Origin of the sequence: Actinoplanes sp. NPDC049802 (assembly GCF_040656595.1) — a bacterium.
GTDB lineage: Bacteria > Actinomycetota > Actinomycetes > Mycobacteriales > Micromonosporaceae > Actinoplanes.
In genome coordinates this window covers 169,625-188,217 of record NZ_JBFAMR010000002.1, presented here as the reverse complement: position 1 = coordinate 188,217, position 18,593 = coordinate 169,625, and the positions used below count along the sequence as shown (strand labels likewise).

11 protein-coding genes are annotated in these 18,593 nt (G+C 68.9%); 8 read left to right on the top strand and 3 right to left on the bottom strand.

The genetic code is table 11. The features are described from left to right. Positions 1 to 22: 22 nt before the first annotated feature. Entirely contained in the window at positions 23 to 592 is a 570-nt protein-coding gene (locus AB0I88_RS02270) for a DUF4352 domain-containing protein (protein WP_361017382.1), read from the bottom strand. A gap of 222 nt (positions 593 to 814) precedes the next feature. Here AB0I88_RS02270 and AB0I88_RS02265 point away from each other — a divergent pair, with 222 nt between their 5' ends. From AB0I88_RS02265 to AB0I88_RS02245, 5 genes are all read left to right on the top strand, one after another. Next, positions 815 to 2,776, top strand: coding sequence for a class I SAM-dependent DNA methyltransferase (locus tag AB0I88_RS02265; protein WP_361017380.1), 1,962 nt, complete (start codon positions 815 to 817; stop codon positions 2,774 to 2,776). Then, complete coding sequence (locus tag AB0I88_RS02260; RefSeq protein WP_361017378.1) at positions 2,773 to 4,002, top strand: restriction endonuclease subunit S; 1,230 nt, start codon at positions 2,773 to 2,775, stop codon at positions 4,000 to 4,002. Before AB0I88_RS02265 ends, AB0I88_RS02260 begins: the two co-directional genes overlap by 4 nt. Position 4,003: 1 nt before the next feature. Continuing rightward, the gene (locus tag AB0I88_RS02255) at positions 4,004 to 7,015 is read left to right on the top strand and encodes a type I restriction endonuclease (RefSeq protein WP_361017376.1); all 3,012 of its coding nucleotides are present in this window, start codon (positions 4,004 to 4,006) and stop codon (positions 7,013 to 7,015) included. 25 nt (positions 7,016 to 7,040) lie between these two features. Next, positions 7,041 to 8,567: a protein kinase gene (locus AB0I88_RS02250; protein WP_361017374.1), complete on the top strand. Its 1,527-nt coding sequence runs from the start codon at positions 7,041 to 7,043 to the stop codon at positions 8,565 to 8,567. Positions 8,568 to 8,881: 314 nt separating this feature from the next. Continuing rightward, positions 8,882 to 10,234: a protein adenylyltransferase SelO gene (locus AB0I88_RS02245; RefSeq protein ID WP_361017372.1), complete on the top strand. Its 1,353-nt coding sequence runs from the start codon at positions 8,882 to 8,884 to the stop codon at positions 10,232 to 10,234. A gap of 751 nt (positions 10,235 to 10,985) precedes the next feature. On the opposite strand, the gene AB0I88_RS02240 is transcribed toward AB0I88_RS02245, so the two are convergent. Next, positions 10,986 to 12,380 carry a PLP-dependent aminotransferase family protein gene (locus AB0I88_RS02240; protein WP_361017371.1) on the bottom strand — a complete coding sequence of 465 codons (1,395 nt, stop codon included), beginning with the start codon at positions 12,378 to 12,380 and terminating at the stop codon, positions 10,986 to 10,988. Here AB0I88_RS02240 and AB0I88_RS02235 point away from each other — a divergent pair. The 3 genes from AB0I88_RS02235 (at position 12,379) to AB0I88_RS02225 (ending at position 16,584) form a co-directional block, all read left to right on the top strand. After that, entirely contained in the window at positions 12,379 to 13,284 is a 906-nt protein-coding gene (locus AB0I88_RS02235; protein ID WP_361017369.1) for a DMT family transporter, read from the top strand. The genes AB0I88_RS02240 and AB0I88_RS02235 overlap by 2 nt on opposite strands. Positions 13,285 to 13,346: 62 nt before the next feature. After that, complete coding sequence (locus AB0I88_RS02230) at positions 13,347 to 14,972, top strand: N-6 DNA methylase (RefSeq protein WP_361017367.1); 1,626 nt, start codon at positions 13,347 to 13,349, stop codon at positions 14,970 to 14,972. Position 14,973: 1 nt separating this feature from the next. Beyond that, the gene (locus tag AB0I88_RS02225; RefSeq protein ID WP_361017365.1) at positions 14,974 to 16,584 is read left to right on the top strand and encodes a TM0106 family RecB-like putative nuclease; all 1,611 of its coding nucleotides are present in this window, start codon (positions 14,974 to 14,976) and stop codon (positions 16,582 to 16,584) included. 140 nt (positions 16,585 to 16,724) lie between these two features. Here AB0I88_RS02225 and AB0I88_RS02220 read toward each other — a convergent pair whose 3' ends face one another. Continuing rightward, positions 16,725 to 18,221 (bottom strand): GGDEF domain-containing protein, encoded by a 1,497-nt coding sequence (locus tag AB0I88_RS02220; protein WP_361017363.1) that lies wholly within the window; start codon positions 18,219 to 18,221, stop codon positions 16,725 to 16,727. Positions 18,222 to 18,593 lie beyond the last annotated feature (372 nt).

Here is an 18,593-nt window from a genome sequence, read left to right as displayed (position 1 = left end):
CCGGGGTGGACTTCGTGGGAGGTCATCGCAGCGACACCGTCACACCGCCGGAGAACACCGAGTCGTGCAGCTCCAGCGAGGTCAGCTTCGTGCCGTCCGGGATGTCGAAGACCAGCTTGCCCTTCACCGTGTTGCCCGGGTTGATCTCCTCGAAGAGCACCTGCTGGTCCTCGTTGGCGTAGAGCGCCGCCGCCGAGTCGACCGAGTACTCCACCTTCTTGGCGTCGAACGCCTTCTGCGCCGAGTCGGCGAAGGCCTGCGCCTCCTTGCCGATGTTCTTCACCTGCACGTCGATGAGGCAGAACTGGCCCTGCGCCTTCTCACCGATCAGGTCCGAGCCGACCTTGTTCACACCGCACTTGACCTTGGTGACGGTGAACTCGAACTTGCCGTCCCGCACCGCGTCGTTCAGGCCGGGCGTCTTCTTCTCCGGCTTGTCGGCCTTCTTCTCCTGCTTGGCGGCGGTGGCCTCGACACCGGCCGGCTCGTCGGCGGCGGCGGTCTCCGTGTCACCGGCGCCGGAGCATCCCAGCAGCGTGAGACCGACAACGGCGCCGGCGATCCAGTACCAGGCCCGGGACGGGTTCTTCATGACATCACTCCGATTGAGGTCGTTAACTCGGCAACCGTTCGGCCGATGCAGTGAAGCTACAGACATTCGGTCGAGATTGTCAACGCGAAGTTGGGTTGCGCGATCGTGTACTGTAACGGCTTGTGTGGCGGGCGGTGCTGCCGATCTGGACCCGGTCGGCAGCGAACGGCCTGGTTACGGCAAGCTGCACGGACCTAGTGCGAGAAGCGAGGAAGGACCCTGGTGAGCACTGATCATCAGAAGCTGGCGAACTTCATCTGGTCGGTCGCCGACCTGCTGCGCGGCGACTACAGGCGGTCCGAGTACGGGCGGGTGATCCTGCCGCTCACCGTGCTCCGCCGACTCGACTGGGTCCTCGAACCGACCAAGGACGCCGTCCTGGCCCGGCACGCCCAGCTGTCCGACGCCGGCGTCAAGAACATGGACCCGGTGCTGCGCAAGACCGCCAAGCTGAACTTCTACAACACCAGCAAGCTGAACTTCCGCACCCTCACGGGCGACGAGTACAACGTGGCGATCAACCTGCGTTCCTACATCGGCGGGTTCTCCCCCGGCGCGGTCGACGTGCTCGACAAGTATGGCTTCGACGCCCAGATCACCCGACTGGATGAGTCCGGGCTGCTCTATCAGGTTGTCAGTAAGTTCGTCGAGATCGACCTGCGGCCCGACGTGGTCAGCAACCACCAGATGGGTTACCTCTTCGAGGAACTCGTCCGGAAGTTCTCCGAGATCAGCAACGAGACCGCCGGTGAGCACTTCACCCCGCGCGAGGTCATCAAGCTGATGGTCAACCTGCTCCTCGCCCCCGACGAGGACGAGCTGATCACCCCCGGCATCGTCCGGAAGATCTACGACCCCGCTTGCGGTACGGGCGGCATGCTCAGCGAGGCCCAGGACCACATCGAGGCGCACAACGCGCACGCCACGGTCGAGGTCTACGGGCAGGAGCTCAACGGCGAGACGTACGCGATCTGCCGCTCCGACATGATGATGAAGGGCGGCGACCCCAACAAGATCGCCTTCGGGAACTCGTTCAGCCAGGACGGCCACGAGGACGAGAAGTTCGACTACATGCTCGCCAACCCGCCGTTCGGTGTCGAATGGAAGAAGGTCGAGAAATTCGTCAAGGACGAGGCGTCCCGTGGTCACGCCGGCCGTTTCGGCGCCGGCCTGCCCCGCATCAACGACGGGTCGCTGCTCTTCCTCCAGCACATGATTTCAAAAATGAAACGGCCGGAGGACGGTGGTAGCCGCCTCGCGATCGTCTTCAACGGCTCGCCACTGTTCACCGGCGCGGCCGGCTCCGGAGAGTCCGAGATCCGCCGCTGGATCCTGGAGAACGACCTGCTCGAAGGCATCGTCGCCCTCCCGGACCAGCTCTTCTACAACACCGGCATCTCCACGTATTTCTGGATCCTCACCAACCGGAAGGTCCCGTCGCGCCGCAAGAAGGTCGTCCTGCTCGACGGCCGCGACTACTGGGTCAAGATGCGCAAGAGCCTCGGCGACAAGCGCAAAATGCTCAACGACGACCACATCACCGACCTCACGAAGGCCTACGTCGAAGCGCTGACGATCGCCGACGACGCCTCACACCCGCTGCACAGCAAGGTCAAGGTCTTCCAGACCACCGACTTCGGCTACCAGCGCATCACCGTCGAACGTCCGCTGCGCCTGCGTTTCGAGATCTCCGAGGAGACGCTCGCGCTGCTCGCCGATTCAAAACCCCTTCTCCGGTACGCCGAACGCGAACCGTTGCTGGCCACCGCGAAGTCCCTGCTCGGCACCACAGCGACGAGCCGTGCCGAATTCGCGATGGCGCTGGCCCCGCTCGGCAAGCTGCCGGCCGCCGTGGACAAGGCGGTGTGGGACGCCTTCTCGATCAGCGACCCGTCCGGCGAGATCCAGACCGACCGCAAGGGCAACCCCCTCCCGGACGCCGACCTCCGAGACAACGAGAACGTCCCCCTGATGGAGGACGTCAACGACTACCTCAAGCGCGAGGTGCACCCCCACATCCCTGACGCCTGGATCGACGAGCCCAAGACAAAGATCGGCTACGAGATTCCCCTCACCCGCCACTTCTACGTCTACCAGCCGCCGCGTCCTCTGGCCGAAATCGATGCCGAACTTAAAGCTCTTGAGTCTCAGATCCAGAGCCTGCTCGGTGAGGTGACCAAATGACCCTGGATGTGCCGACCATTGAAAACTCTGGTGTTGCGTGGCCGGAGGGCTGGCGTAGGGTTCCGCTTTGGGCTCTCTTCGAGCGCGTTAAGGATGTCGGACATCCCGGCGAAGAGATGTTGAGCGTATATCGTGATTATGGTGTAGTGAAAAAGGCTAGTCGCGACGACAACATGAACAAGACCGCCGAAAATCGGAACATCTATCAATTGGTTGATGATAGATGGTTGGTGGTCAATCGGATGAAGGCTTGGCAGGGGTCGGTTGGCGTATCGGAGTATCGAGGAATCGTATCTGGGCACTATATTTGCTTCCGTCCGCGCCACAAAGAGCATCCTCGTTTTTTGAACTATCTGCTCCGGTCGCAGCCTTACGTCCTTGAATATCAGCGGATATCGCGAGGTGTAAGGCCCAATCAAATGGAGGTCGACAATGACGAACTCCGCTCTATCTCGATTCGCCTGCCTCCGCTAGAAGAACAACGGCGCATCGCCAATTTCTTGGACGGTGAAACGCGGAAGATCGATGCCATTCTTTTAAAGAAGATCGAGCTGCTTTCCTTGCTGGATGAGAGGATCGACGGACGAATTCTCGAGTACATAGGTGCCAGTCGGATCGTCGATTACTCGGATTCAGCCAACCCCGTCCTGCCTATCCGGCGATTGCTGTCCAAGGTGGTTCGTCCTGCGGTGCCTGGGAGTGAGGTTATTACTGCCTTTCGGGATGGGCAGGTGGCAACCCGATCGAGTCGCCGTGTGGATGGATATACTCTGCCGTCCAGTGCCGAAGTGCAAGGCCAATATGTTGAGGCTGGTGACGTTGTGGTTCATGGTCTGGATGGCTTTGCCGGTGCCATCGGCATGTCTGAGGCGGCCGGGAATTGCAGTCCGGTCTATCATGTCTGCGTTCCTCGCAAAGGCGGGAATTCGCTCTTCTTGGGACGGCTGCTGCGAGTTCTTGCAGTTTCGGGCTATCTTGGGTTGTTTGCGTTTAGCACTCGGGAACGCGCGGTCGACTTTCGTAACTGGGACCTCTTTGGGCGTATTCCAGTTCCTGATGTGCCACTTTTATTGCAGGAGGAGATCGGCGAATGGATCAGATTTGTTCGGCCTCTTCGAATATTGACCGAGCGCTCCAATGCTCTCGCAGAGGAGCGGCGGCAGGCGTTGATTACGGCGGCGGTTACCGGACAGATTGATGTGACTACGGCTGGGGGAGTGGTCTGAGATGAGTGTTCACGGGGAGAGCACGTTCGAGGCTGTCATCGAGCAGTCGCTGCTCGACAGCGGCTGGACGCGCGGACTGCCGGGAAACTATGACCGGCAGCTCGGGCTGGACACGTCGGAGCTGTTCGCGTTCATCGGGGCTACCCAGAACGAGGCCTGGCTGAGGCTCGTGGCCTATCACGGGAACAGCCAGGACGAGGCGCAGAAGCGCTTCAAGCAGTACCTGGCCAAGCAGATCGACGAACGCGGCCCGCTGGATGTGCTGCGGCGCGGTGTCAAGGACCGGGGAATCCTGTTCCGGCTGGCGTTCTTCAAGCCGGCGCACTCGATCACCGACGACGCGCTCAACCTCTACCGGGCGAACCGGCTGAGCGTGACCCGCCAGCTCCGCTACTCCGAGAGCAACCAGAACAGCGTCGACCTCGCCCTCTTCGTGAACGGCATCCCCCTGGCGACGGCCGAGCTGAAGAACGAACTCACCAAGCAGACCGTCGAGGACGCCAAGGCGCAGTACCGCACCGACCGGGATCCGAGGGAATTGCTCTTCGCCCGGCGTACCCTCGCGCATTTTGCCGTTGATCAGAATCTGGTTTTCGTGACCACCCGGCTGGCGGGGGAGAAGACCCGGTTCCTGCCGTTCAACACCGGTTCCGAGGGGCCGGGGGTGTCGGGTGGGGCCGGTAACCCGACCGCGCAGGGTTACCGGACCGCGTACCTCTGGGAGCAGATCTGGCACCCGGACACCTGGATGGACCTGGTCCGGCGTTTCCTGCACACGGAGAAGGAGTCGCGGGCGCTGATCTTCCCGCGCTACCACCAGTGGCACGCGGTGACGCAGTTGACCGAGCATGCCGCCGCGCACGGGGCGGGCCACAACTACCTGGTGATGCACTCGGCGGGCTCGGGCAAGTCGAACACGATCGCATGGCTGGCGCACCGCCTGTCGAGTCTGCACAGCGCCGCCAACGAGCCGGTCTTCGACAAGGTCATCATCATCACCGACCGGGTGGTGCTGGACCGGCAGTTGCAGGACACGGTGTTCCAGTTCGAGCACGTGCCGGGTGTGGTGCAGCGGATCGACAAGGACTCGGCGCAGCTCGCGACCGCGCTCCAGGGCGAGACCGCGAAGATCATCATCACGACGATGCAGAAGTTCCCGTTCGTCCTGGACAAGGTGTCCGGGCTGAAAGGCAAGAAGTTCGCGGTGGTCGTCGACGAGGCGCACTCGTCGCAGTCCGGTGATTCGGCGGCCGCTTTGAAGAAGGTGCTGCTCAAGATGGGCAGCGACGACGTCGACGAGAGCGGCGACCTGCTCACCGCGTCGGCGCTGGCGCGCGGGCGGCACGAGACGCTGTCCTACTTCGCGTTCACCGCGACGCCGAAACCGAAGACCCTGGAGCTTTTCGGTACGCCGCACCCGGTGACCGGGAACCTGTACCCGTTCCACACCTACTCGATGCGGCAGGCGATCGAGGAGAGTTTCATCCTCGACACGCTGAAGAACTACGTGACCTACAAGTCGTACTGGAAGCTGGCGAACGCCAACGTCGACGACCCGGAGGTGGACCCGAAGAAGGCCGGTTCACAGCTGGCCCGGTTCGCGGTGCTGCACCCGACGATGATGGCGCAGAAGGCCGAAGTGATCGTCGAGCACTTCCTGAAACACACGGCTCAGCGGCTCGGCGGCCGGGCGAAAGCCATGGTGGTGACCGGTTCCCGCGAGGCGGCGGCTCGGCTGTACACGGCCTTGAAGAAGTACATCGAGCTGCACGGCTACACCGGCTGCGCGCCGCTCGTCGCGTTCTCCGGCGACCTGGAACTCGACGGTGTCGAGGTCAGCGAGGCGAAGCTGAACGGTTTCGCCGAGGGTGAGCTGCCGGAGCGGTTCGCCTACACGGCCGCCGACGACAAGTTCGCCGGCGGTCCGAGGGCGAAACAGCCGGTCGAGTACAAGATTCTGGTGGTGGCGGAGAAGTACCAGACCGGTTTCGATCAGCCGCTGCTCACCACGATGTACGTGGACAAGCCGCTCAAGGGTGTCGCCGCGGTGCAGACCCTGTCCCGGCTCAACCGCACCCACCCGCTCAAGGGGCAGGGCGACGTGTTCGTGCTGGACTTCGTCAACGAGGCCGGCGACATCACCGAGCAGTTCAAACCGTTCTTCGAGACGGCGGCCACCATGCCGACCGACCCGAATCTGCTCTACACGGCGGAGAACGCGGTCACCTCGTACGCCCTGCTCGTCGATTCGGAGATGCAGGCGTACGCCGACGCGCTCCTCGAAGCGGAGGGCAAGGCGAAGACGGACGCCGCGCTGCAGAAAGCACACGCCGCCCTCTACCGTTTCACCGAACCGGCCCGGGACCGCTACGTCGCGCTCGCCGCGGACGACCCGGACGCCGCCGAGGGTTTCCGGGCCGCGCTGCGCGACTTCACCCGGATGTACGCGTTCCTCAGCCAGGTCGTGCCCTACCAGGACGCGGGCCTGGAACGGCTCTACCTCTACGGCCGGGCCCTGCTGAACCGGCTGCCCCGCACCGAGGACGCCTCCGTCGACATCGGCGAGGTGCAGCTCACCCACCTGCGGATCAGCGAGACCGGCCGGCACGACGCCTCCCTGTCACCGGAGGGCGAGCAGATGCTGCCCGGCTTCCTCGGCGGCGGCGCGGGCCCGCAGAACGACCCGGACAAGGTCGCCCTGTCCGAGTTGATCGAGGTGTTCAACGACCGTTTCGGCATCGGGCTCGGCGAGGGCGACAAGATCTGGGTGGAGCAGCAGATCCAGGCGCTGTCCGAGGACGGGGTGGTCGAGGCCGCCGCGCTCGTCAATGACGAAAGTAACTTCGGCGTGGTCTGTGACAAGCGCATCGAGGATGTGATCCTGTCTCGGCACGACGACAACGGCAAACTGATGCAGCGCTATCTCGACGACGACACGCTGCGCAGTCAACTCAACCAGTTCGCGCGTAGCCAGGCCTACCGGCTGATCCGCCGGAAGCACGGCCTCACGTGAACGGGCCGACACCACGGGGGGACAGGTGGAGGCGGGAGACCGCGTCGCCGACCGCTATCAGCTGACCGAGAAGATCGGTGACGGCGGCATGGGCCTGGTCTGGGCCGGTTACGACGAGCGCCTGGACCGGCCCGTCGCCGTCAAGTTCCTCAAACCCGGCCTGGCGAGCGCCGACGATCGCCAGGCCGTGGCCGAGCGGTTCAAACGCGAGGCCCGGGTCACCGCCCGCCTGGACCATCCCGGCGTGCCGGCCGTCCACGACGCCGGGATCCTGGGTGAGGACCTGTACATCGTCATGCAGTTGGTGCCCGGCAGCACGCTCGCGACGCTGACGGAGCAGGGGCCGATGCCGGTGCCGTGGGTGGCCGCGATCGGCGCGCAGGTCTGCTCGGTGCTCGCCGCCGCACACGGCGCGTCGCTGGTGCACCGGGACATCAAGCCCAGCAACCTGGTGCTGACGCCCACCGGCACGGTGAAGGTGCTGGACTTCGGGGTCGCCGCGGTCCTCGACTCGAGGCTGCCGAAGCTCACGAACACCGGCGAGTTCGTCGGCACCCCCACCTATGTGGCCCCGGAGCAGGCGCTCGGCGTGACCACGGTCGGCCCCGCCGCCGACCTGTACGCGCTGGGCTGCGTCCTGTTCGAACTGTTGACCGGCCGGCCGCCGTACCGGTCGGAGACCCCGCTCGGCATGCTGCACCTGCACCTGGAGTCGCCGGTTCCGCGAGCCCGGGACACCCGCGACGACGTGCCCGCCGCCCTCGACGATCTGATCGTCACCCTGCTGGCGAAGGACCCGCAGGACCGGCCCGGGTCGGCGGCCGAGGTCTACGGTGGCCTGATGCGGTGGGTCACCTCCGAGCTGCCCCCGCTCAATCGCGCCCCGGAGGACCGCAGCACCGCCGACCCGACCTCGCCGTACCGTTTCCCGTTCGGGCCGCTGCCCCGGGAGAGTTCGGCCGGCTCCCGGCTGATCGTGGCGCCGTCCACGCCGGGCAGCGTCCCGAGCCTCGACGAAGTGCAGGACGCGCTCGAACAGGCGCACGCCCTCGTCGACGAGGAACGTTTCGGTCAGGCCGCCGACCTGCTCGGCACCGTGCTGCGGCGGGCCGTCCCGGTCTACGGCGCCCGTACGCCCGAGATCCTCGAGGTTCAGCTCGGCTACGCCGGCATGCTGGAGCTGGCCGGCGACTACCGGGCCGCCCTGCCGGTCCTCGAACAACTCGTCGTCGACCTGGCGGCCCGCTACGGGCCCGGTCACGAGCTGGTCCGCGAGTGCCGGGGGCACATCGCCACCTGCCAGGCGGAGACCGGTCAGACGGCCGAGGCCCTGCTCACCCTCAACGAGCTGCTGCGGGAGGCGACCGGGCCGGAGCGGTTCCAGCTGCGCCACCAGATCGCCGTGATCACCGCGGGGATCGGCCAGGTCGGCGAGGCGATCGAGCAGCTCGACTCGCTTCTCGCCGACCTGCATGACGTCTACGGCCCGGGTGGTTCCACGGTCCGGGAGGTGGCGTCCCTCCGCGAGCACCTCCGCCGCCTCGCCGCCTGAACGGCCACATCGTGGGCTACCGAAAGCGAAGATCTCACCCTTTGGTCCCTGGACGGCGAGCGGCTCCGCTTCACTCCAGGTGAGCGTGTGGATCTTCCCGAGCGTATGCCGTCCGCCGGGACTCACGACGAACGGCGTCCGCGTAACGCAGGACGCCGCCCGTCGTAGTGGCTCCTGGAAGTTCGAAACGGCCTCAGAGGCTGATCTACCGGGCAAACGGAATGAGCCTGGCCCCGGCTCGGTCTGTAAAGTGGCGCAGAGCCGAGCCTTCTCCCGGGGCGCTGATCCGCGGCCTCCGACGTAACCTCGGTGAGGTGAGTGCCGCACCCGCCATCCCACTGACGTCCGTCTTCGCCGACACGTTCCCGGAGATGGCGATCCCCTGGCAGGCCGCCGAAACACCCAAGCCCCGCCTCCTGGCCCTCAACCGGCCCCTCGCCGACGACCTCGGCCTCGACCCCGACTGGCTGGAGACCCCCGACGGCCTCGGCTTCCTCACCGGCACCAACCTCCCCGAGCAGGCGAAACCGGTCGCCCAGGCCTACGCCGGCCACCAGTTCGGCGGCTACTCCCCACGTCTCGGTGACGGCCGCGCCCTGCTGCTCGGCGAGCTGAACGGCCGCGACATCCACCTGAAGGGCTCCGGCCGCACCCCGTTCGCCCGCGGCGGCGACGGCCTGGCCGCGGTCGGCCCGATGCTGCGCGAGTATGTGATCAGCGAAGCCATGCACGCCCTCGGCATCCCGACGACCCGCTCCCTGGCGGTGGTGGCGACCGGCCGGAGCATCGTCCGGGACAATCTGGCCCCGGGCGCCGTCCTGACCCGGGTCGCGGCCGGCCACCTGCGCGTCGGCAGTTTTCAGTACGCCCGCGCGACCGGTGACGCCGACCTGCTGCGCCGCCTCGCCGACCACGCGATCAGCCGGCACCACCCGGGCGCCGGTAACGCTCTGGAGCTGTTCGAGGCCGTGGTGACCGCCCAGGCCGAGCTGATCGCCAAGTGGATGCTCACCGGCTTCGTCCACGGTGTGATGAACACCGACAACATGACCATCTCGGGCGAGACCATCGACTACGGTCCGTGCGCTTTCATGGACGCCTTCGACCCGGCGACGGTGTTCAGTTCGATCGACGAGACGGGCCGTTACGCCTACGGCAACCAGCCCACGATCGCCCAGTGGAACCTTGCCCGCCTCGCCGAGTCGCTGCTGCCGCTCTTCGACGACGACCAGGAGAAGGCGATCGCCCTGGCCACCGAGGCGCTGGGCGGGTTCCGTGCCCGCTACGCGCGGGCCACCATCACGGGCATGAGCGCCAAGCTGGGCCTCAAGGCCGACAACGCTCCCTTGGCCGAGGATCTCCTAGCCCACCTGGCCGCCGAGAAGGCCGACTTCACGTCGTTCTTCCGCAGACTGGCCGCCGGGGAGGAAACCGGCGAATGGGTCGACCGCTGGCGTGCCGAGACCCCCGACACCGAGGCGATGAACCGGGTCAATCCCGTCTACATCCCCCGCAACCACCTGGTCGAGGAAGCACTGGCGGACGGCGAGATCCACGAACTCCTCGAAGCGATCACGTCACCCTTCGACGAGCGCCCCGAACTGGCCCGCTACGCCGAGCCGGCCCCACCGGACTTCGGCACCTACCGCACCTTCTGCGGAACCTGACAAAAACCCCTTTATCGTACGCGTTGGACACAGTACCGCCCGACCCGGCGACCACCTGCCACGCAAGCCTCTGCCGCCCGCACCGGGCTGACCTGCCGGGCAACCCTCACCGCCTGGCGACCGTCTGCCGCCCGGGGCGGGTTGACCTGCCGGGTAACCCTCACCGCCGCCGCGTCCGCGCCGGCGCGGCCTGACTTGTCTGCCGTCCGCGGCGGGTTGACCTGCCGGGCTGCCCTCAGGGTCGCCTCGTCAGGGTCGGCGTGGCCTCACCGGCCCGGCGACCGTTCGCCAAGGGCTTGCACGTAGGCATCGCCGGGACACCACCTTTCCGCGTTCGACACCCGCTGCGGGTGTGCCCACACCCGCAGCGGGTGTACATCTCTTGTTTGGGATGTCGAGTCGCAGCCTCATCCGTGACCGCCCTGACAGATCAGCGAGACCGCAACCTGCGGCCTGGCTTCTGCGTTTCCCCAGCGTGCGTGGGCCGTTCCAGCGTGCGTGGGCCGTTCCAGCCTGGGTGCGCCGTTCCAGCGTGCGTGGGCCGTCCCAGCGTGCGTCGGCCGTTCCAGCGTGCGTCAGCCGTCCCAGCCTGCGTGGGCCGTCCCAGCCTGGGTGCGCCGTCCCAGCCTGCGTGGGCCGTCCCAGCCTGGGTGGGCCGTCCCGGGCTGACCTGCCGGGTCGGCTTGACCACACCGCGGCTGCTCTGACGGTCGGTGGAACGCGGGCGCGGAGGGAGAGCCGGGGTTGTGCTCTATGGGCCGAGTATCGCCCGGCGGAGGCGCTGGACGGCCTCCTCCATCGTGTCCGCCGGAGTGGCCGCATAGGTCAGCCGCAGGAACGGCCCGGGTGGCTCGGCCGCGTGCCACGCGCGCCCGGGGAAGACGATCACCCCGGCGGCAGCGGCCGCGGACGCCACCGCCACGTCGTCGAAGCCGTCCGGCAGCCGCGCCCACAGATGCAGGCCACCGCGGGGGATCACGGTGGGGGCCAGATCGGGCAGATGGCGCCGCAGCGCGGCGAGCAGGGCCGCCCGCCGGTTTCCCAGCTCGGCCCGCAGGCTACGGCGATGCCGCCCCCACGCGGGGCTGGTCACGAACTCCAGAGTGGCCTGCTGCATCGGCCCGGCCACGAAGAAGTCGTCGAGCAGCCGGGCGGCGCGCAGCCGTGCCCCGGCCGGGCCGCGCGCCCCGAGCCCGGCGACCCGCAGGCCGGGCGCCGCCGACTTGGTCAGCGACCGCAGGTAGACGACGTGACCGTGCGGGTCGCCGGACGCCAGTGGGGGAGGCGGTTTCCCGTCGACGGTCAGATCGCGGGCGTAGTCGTCCTCGATCAGGAACGCTCCGGCGGCCCGGACGGCGGCGAGCACCTCGGGCCGGCGGCCGGGGGAGAGGGTCGCTCCGGTCGGATTGGCATACAGCGGCTGGCAGTAGAACAGCCGCGCCCCGGTGCGTGTGAACGCCGCCGCCAGGTGATCCGGCCGCACCCCGTCGTGGTCGGCCGGCACCGGCACCACGCGCAGCCCGGCGGCGTGGGCGGTGGCGAGCGCTCCGAGGTAGGTGGGTGATTCGACGAGCAGGGTGTCGCCGGGGCCGGAGAGCGCCCGCAACGTCGACGACAGCGCGGCCTGCCCGCCGGGGCAGATCACCATGTCGGCGGCCCGCAGCCCACCGCCGGCCTCCCGGGCGAACCAGGCGCGCAGATCCTCACGTCCTTCGGCCGGCCCGCGCTGCCAGGCGGCCGGCTGCCGGGCGGCCCGGGCCAGCGCCGCCCCGAGCGCGGCGGCCGGTTGCAGGTCGGCGTCCAGATAACCGCCGGACAGTGGAATGGCACCTGCGGGCGGTAACGACAGTAACGCCTGCATCTCCTCCTCGCCGGGCCGCCGGGGGCCGAGCGCCACCGTCTGCCAGGACAGGTCGGGCGGTGCGGCCGGGCCGGGGCGCACCGCCACGAAGGTGCCCCGCCCGGACCGGGTCTCGACCACGCCCTCTGCCACGAGCTGCCGGATCGCCTCGGCCACGGTGACCGGCGAGGCCTGGTGGCGAACGGTCAGCTCGCGCACCGACGGCAGTCGCGTCCCGGCGGGTGAGGCGCCCGCCGCGGTCCGCAGATCTTGGATGACCCGATCGGCTGCGTTACCGTTACCCATGAGAGACAAGAGTAGCGCTACTGCCGTGGGGGCGATAACGGCCGGGGCGCTGGGAGTGCTCGGTTTCAGCCTGTCCCTGCCGGCCACCCGGGTGGCGGTGCAAGGGCTGGACCCGTGGTTCGTGGCGTTCGGCCGGGCGATGGTGGCGGCTGTGCTCGCCGCCGGCTACCTGTGGTTCACCCGGGCGCCTCGGCCCACCCGCGACCAGTGGCGCCGCCTCACGATCGTGGCGCTCGGCGTGGTCGCCGGGTTCCCGCTGTTCACGTCGCTGGCGCTGACCAGCGAGACGGCCTCGCACGGCGCGGTGGTCGTCACGCTGCTGCCGGCGACCACCGCCGTCCTCGCGGTGCTCCGCGCCGGCGAGCGCCCACCGCCCGCGTTCTGGCTGGCCGGTGGTGCCGGGCTGCTGGCCGTCCTGACGTTCCTGGTGGCGAGCGGAACCGTGCACGGCGCGCTGTCCGTCCCCGACCTCCACCTGCTGGCCGCCGTCGCCCTGTGCGGTCTCGGGTACGCCGAGGGCGGCGCGCTCGCCCGTGAGCTGGGCGGCGCCCGCACCATCTGCTGGGCTCTGCTGGTCGCGCTGCCGGTGACGGCGCCGCTGACCGGGTTCGCCGCCGTGACCCGTCCACCGCAGGCCGGTGTCACGATCTGGCTGGCTTTCGCGTACCTCTCGGTGGTCTCGATGTTCTTGGCGTTCTTCGCCTGGTATGCGGGACTGGCGCGCGGGGGGATCGCCCGGGTCGGCCAGCTCCAGCTGGCCCAGCCGATTCTGACGCTGCTCTGGTCCGCGCTGCTGCTGGGGGAGCGGCTGGCGGCGCCGGCTGTCGTCGCCGCGCTGGCCGTGCTCGCGTGCGTGGTGCTCACCCAGCGGACCCGGGCCGGCCGTCCGGCCGGAACGAGCTGATGTGTTGACACTGTTATGGGTCGCAGGTGTAAGAACGCAGGTCAACGTGTAGGGTCGTGCCTGTGACGGGTCCAACGCCAGGCGCCGACGGCAGGCTCATTTCCGCAGCGGAGGTGGCACGCCTGGCCGGCGTGACCCGCGCCGCGGTGTCCAACTGGCGACGGCGCCATCCCGACTTCCCCGAGGCGGTCGGCGGCGGCCGTAACGCGCTGTTCGCCCTCTCCGAGATCACCGACTGGCTCGACCGCCAGCGCAAGAGCACCGACGTCTCCGACGAGGTGCTGGTCTGGCAGGAGCTGCGCGCCCTCTACGGCGAGGACATGATCGGCGGGGTCGCCGAGATCGCCGAGCTGCTGACCGCCGACGGCCCGCCGGGCCGGCTGGACGAGGCGTCCCGCCTGCGGCTGCGGGGGAAGGCCGCCAACACCTCGCCGGCCGAGGTGGTCTCCGGCTTCATCGAGCGACTGATCGCCTCCGGCGCCGCGCTGACCACGAAACACCTGGCGAAGGCGGTCGCCCACGTGGCCGGTGACGTCACCGGCACCGTGTTCGACCCGGCCGCCGGCGCCGGCTCCCTGCTGCTGGCCTGCGCGGAACACCCCGGCGTCCGGCTGACCGGCCAGGACGGCAACCCGGCGACGGCCCGGCTGGCCCGGGCCCGGGCCGCCCTGGCCGGGGCCGACCTGGAGTTCCGGGTCGGTGACTCGTTCCAGGGTGACGCCTGGCCCGACCTGCGCGCCGACCTGGTCGTCTGTGATCCGCCGGCGGGCCTCACCGACTGGGGCCGGGACGTCCTGATGGTCGACCGCAGATGGGAATTCGGCGTTCCCACGAAAGCGGAGAGCGAACTGGCGTGGCTGCAACATTGTTATGCGCACACCGCGCCCGGCGGCCGGGTGATATTCGTGATGCCGCCGTCGGTCGCCTATCGCCGTGCCGGTAAACGCATTCGATCGGAATTGCTGCGCGGCGGGGTTCTGGAACAGGTCGTCGCGCTGCCCTCGGGAATGGTGGCGTCACACGCTCAGCCGGTCCACCTGTGGGTGCTGCGCCGGCCCGTCGACGGCGAACGCCCGGTCTCCGAGGTCCGCATGACCGACCTCACCCACGCCGCCCCCGGCAATCCGTTCGCCGCCGAACCGCAGCCGGTCGTGCACGTGCCGGTGATCGACCTGCTGGACGAGACCGTCGACCTCACCCCGGCCGCGCACCTCCCGGTCGCCCAGATCGACCACGCCGGCGAGTACGCCGCCGACCGCCGGCAGATCCTCCAGGTGCTGGAGCGGATCGCCGGATCACTTCCGGAACTCACCGCCGGAACCGGATCGATCGAGGGTGGCACATTACGCATAGCCGATCTGGCCCGCGCCGGAATAGTCGACATCGAGGAGAAGACCGTCACCTCCGCGAGTGATCAATTGGACACCGATTATCTGCGCGGATTCCTGCACGGTTCCGCCAATTCGGCGAGAAACACGAGCAGCAGCGGAACGTTCCGGGTGGACATCCGCGGTTCCCGCATTCCACAGATGGACATCGAGGAACAACGCCGTTACGGCGCCGCCTTCCGGGCGCTCGACGAGGCGGAGGAGACCCTGCGCCAACTGAACAAGCTGGGTCTCGACGCCATCGCCCGCGCCCGCGACGGGCTCACCAACGGCACGCTGCGCCCCGGCGAGCAGCGCTGACTTGCGGCCGGTCCTCCTCGGCGGTTACGCGGCCAAGTCCTGCCCCCGTGCCGTCCACAACGACTACGACCCGACCGTGCCGCGCCCCGTCCTGCCGGTCGCGCCGGAACTCCAGGCCCTGTACGACAGCGGCGTCACCTTCGAGGCGGAGGTGCTCGCCGCCTGGTCGGCGCTGAGCCTGCCCGGCTACGTCGACCTGCGTGATCTGGACGGCGACAAACGCGTCCACATCGGCGCCACGATCGGCGCGATGCGGGCCGGCGCTTCCGTGATCGTCGGCGGCCGGCTGCCCGACGACCCGGACGGCGCCCGTACCGGAAAGCCCGACATCCTGCTCCACGACGGCAGCGGCTACCACCCGGCCGACATCAAGGCCCACCACGTCCTCGACCGCAAGTACGACAACGCCCTGGCCAGCACGCTCAAGACCCCGTCGTTCCGGGACGCCGTCGCGCTGCCGGACGGCGGCGCCCGGCGGCGCGAGGAGGACCTGCTCCAGCTCGCCCACTACTGGCGGATGCTGGAGGCGTGCGGCCACCAGGCGGCCCATCCGCGCGGCGCGATCTGCGGCGACGACCGGCCCGGCGACCCGGTGCTCGTCTGGTACGACCTGGCCGCCCCCGCCTTCCGCACCTTCTCCCGGACCTCCGGCGTCGCCACCCGCAGCGCCCTGGAACGCTACGACCACGAGCACGGCTTCCGCCGCCGGGTCGCCGACGTCGCGCGTCGCCGCACCGGCGCCGCCGGGGACCCGCTCCCGCTCGTCGAGCCGATCGGCCAGGCCGAGTGCGCCACCTGCCGCTGGTCGCCGGTCTGTGCCGACACCCTCCCCGGTACGGACCTGAGCGGCGTCCTGCGCGGCATCCTGGGCGTGCGCGAGTACCTGGCGTTGCGCGCGGCCGGTGTCCACACGGTCGCCGACCTGGCCGCCGGCGACCCGGACGCCCTGCTCGCCGGTGGGTACGGCGCGGAGGTCCCGCACCTGCGTACCCGGTCGTTTCGTCTCCGCAAAGCGGTGACCGCCGCCCGCCTGGCCGCCGACGGCCTGGTCGTGCGCCGCCGTGAACGGGCCGACATCCCGCGCGCCGCCGTCGAAGTGGACATCGACATCGAATGGGGCGTCGACGACCGCGTCTACCTGTGGGGTCTGCTGATCACGTCGAACGGCGCGGCCCGCTACGAGTCCTTCTTCGACCCCCGGGTGAGCACCGACCGCGACGAGGAACTCCTCGCCCGCCGCTGCCTCGACCGCCTCACCGCCCTGGCCACCGAGAACCCCGATCTGCTGGTCTTCCACTACGGCACCCCCGAACCCCGTCAGGCCCGCCGGTTTCCGCCGCTGCCGTCCGGCACCGCCGGCCCGGACCGGTGGATCGACCTGCTCCCGGTGGTTCGCGCCACCGTCGACTCCCGGGCCGGGCACGGTCTCAAGACGGTCGCCACCCACGGCCCCGGCCACACGTGGCGCGACCCCGACCCCGGCGGCCTGCAGTCCCAGTCCTGGCACGCCGCGGCCCGTCACGGCGACGCCTCCGCCGCCGCCCGTCTGCTGGCCTACAACGAGGACGACGTCCGGGCCACCCTCGCCGTCCGTACCTGGTTGCGTTCCTGAATCCCGGGTGAGTGGGCAGCTCAGCCCGGCGGGCGCGGCAGAGGCGTGCGCGGGCGGGAGGTCGCGGGGAGCAGGCGGGACGGCCATGATTCGGCGGGGGCGGGGATTGCCCGTACCCCCGGAAAATGGTTTTCGGCGTGTCAGGCCGCCCAGGCCCAGGTGCCCTTGCCGTCGTTCTTGGCCGAGTACATGGCGGTGTCGGCGGCGTGCAGGAGCGTGCGGATGTCGTCGCCCGGCTGTGAGCAGGCCACCCCGATGCTGGCGTTGGCCCGGATCGGCTCACCGTCGATCGGGATCGGCACCGTCATGGCGTGCAGGATCCGCTGCGCGGTGCGTTCGGCGTCGCCGGCGTCACAGTCGCGCAGCAGCACCGCGAACTCGTCGCCGCCGAGGCGGGCCGGCAGATCCCCGGAGCGCACCGAGGTGCGCAGCTTGTCGGCGACCCCGGCGAGCAGCGTGTCCCCGGCCGCGTGGCCCAGGGTGTCGTTCACCGCCTTGAACCCGTCCAGGTCGATGAGCAGCACCGACACCGTTCCCGGGGCGGCCGTGAGGAGGGCGTCCATCACCTCCTCGCGGAAGTGGCTGCGGTTGGCCAGCCCGGTCAGGTCGTCGAACATCGCCTGATGGCGCAGCCGGACCTCGTGCTCCTGCAGTTCGGCGATCAGGCGCTTGTTGTCGTGGAAGGCGAGCAACTGCCGGGCCACCACCAGGGCGACGATCACGCCGAGCCCGCAGACGGTGCCCCACAGCCGGATGTCGTCCTTCACCTCGTGATCGGTCAGCACCACGACCAGCGTGCTGAACACGACCACGATCGACCCGTACGGCAGCAGGCTGTACGGTTTGCGCCGCCGTGTCCCGAAGGCAGCCTGCTCGTCGAACCGGGCGATGAGCTCCTGGATCCGCGGACCCATGGCGATGAGCATCGACGGCACGAAACGGATGGCGTAGACGAAAGCCGGCAGCGAGCCGTTCGCGTCCGGGGGAGCCGCGAACAACCCGACGGCGTTCACCGCGGCCGAAGCGATCATCGGGACGGCCGCGCCGCGATGCATCGGGGCGTTCCCGCTGAGGATCATCTTCACCGCGGCGAACGCCGAGGTGAGCACCACCGCGGCCCCGGCCAGCGCGGCGACCAGGTTGCCGCCCTTGTCGTCCGGGTCGATGGCGAAACACCACGCCACCACGGCACCGCCGACGAGCACCGTGCCGGAGTCGATCCAGAACGCCAGGCGATCCCGGCGGCTGCGGCCGGCGTGCGGATGCAGCAGCATCCCGACGATGATCAGCCCGAGCCCGATGGCGAAGCAGATCGACTGGACCGGCCCGCCCGCGGTGGTCCACTCGCCCGGCTGCCAGAACGAGACGACCACCTGGATCACGTCGCCGACGGTGAGCACACCGCCGGCGATGCTCAACAGCAGCCAGAACCGGCGCAGCGGGCGGGCCGCGACCCGCCACACCCGCCAGGCGGAGTAGGCGAGCAGCGCGTCGAGCGGCGGCTGGAACACCCAGTACACGTTCACCTGGGTGTCCGGGCTGCCGTCGAGCATGAAGAACAGGGCCACACCGAGCACGGTCCAGGCCGCGGCCACGGCAAGCACCGGGTCCTGTCTTATCTGTCCGTTCCCGGTCACTCAGGGGTTATCGGCCGCACGCCGCCGGGGTTGAGCGAAGCAGGCCGCCCGAACCAGCGTCCGCGCCCCTCCCGGCCTTGCCGTCTGTCAGCTCCGGGCCGTCCTTCCCTTCTTTCTGCTCCGGGCCGTCCCTTCCCGGCCTCACCTTCTTTCCGGTACGGGCGGGAACCGCCCCCGACCGCCTATGACCGTCCCGCCTGCTCCACGGCCGGTGCCGCGCCCGCCGGGCTGAGATCGCGGGCCGGGCGTATGGCGTACCGGGATGGGTCGGGTTTGCGGCGTACCGGGATGGGTCGGGTTTGCGGCGTACCGGGATGGGTCGGGTTTGCGGCGTACCGGGATGGGTCGGGTTTGCGGCGTACCGGGATGGGT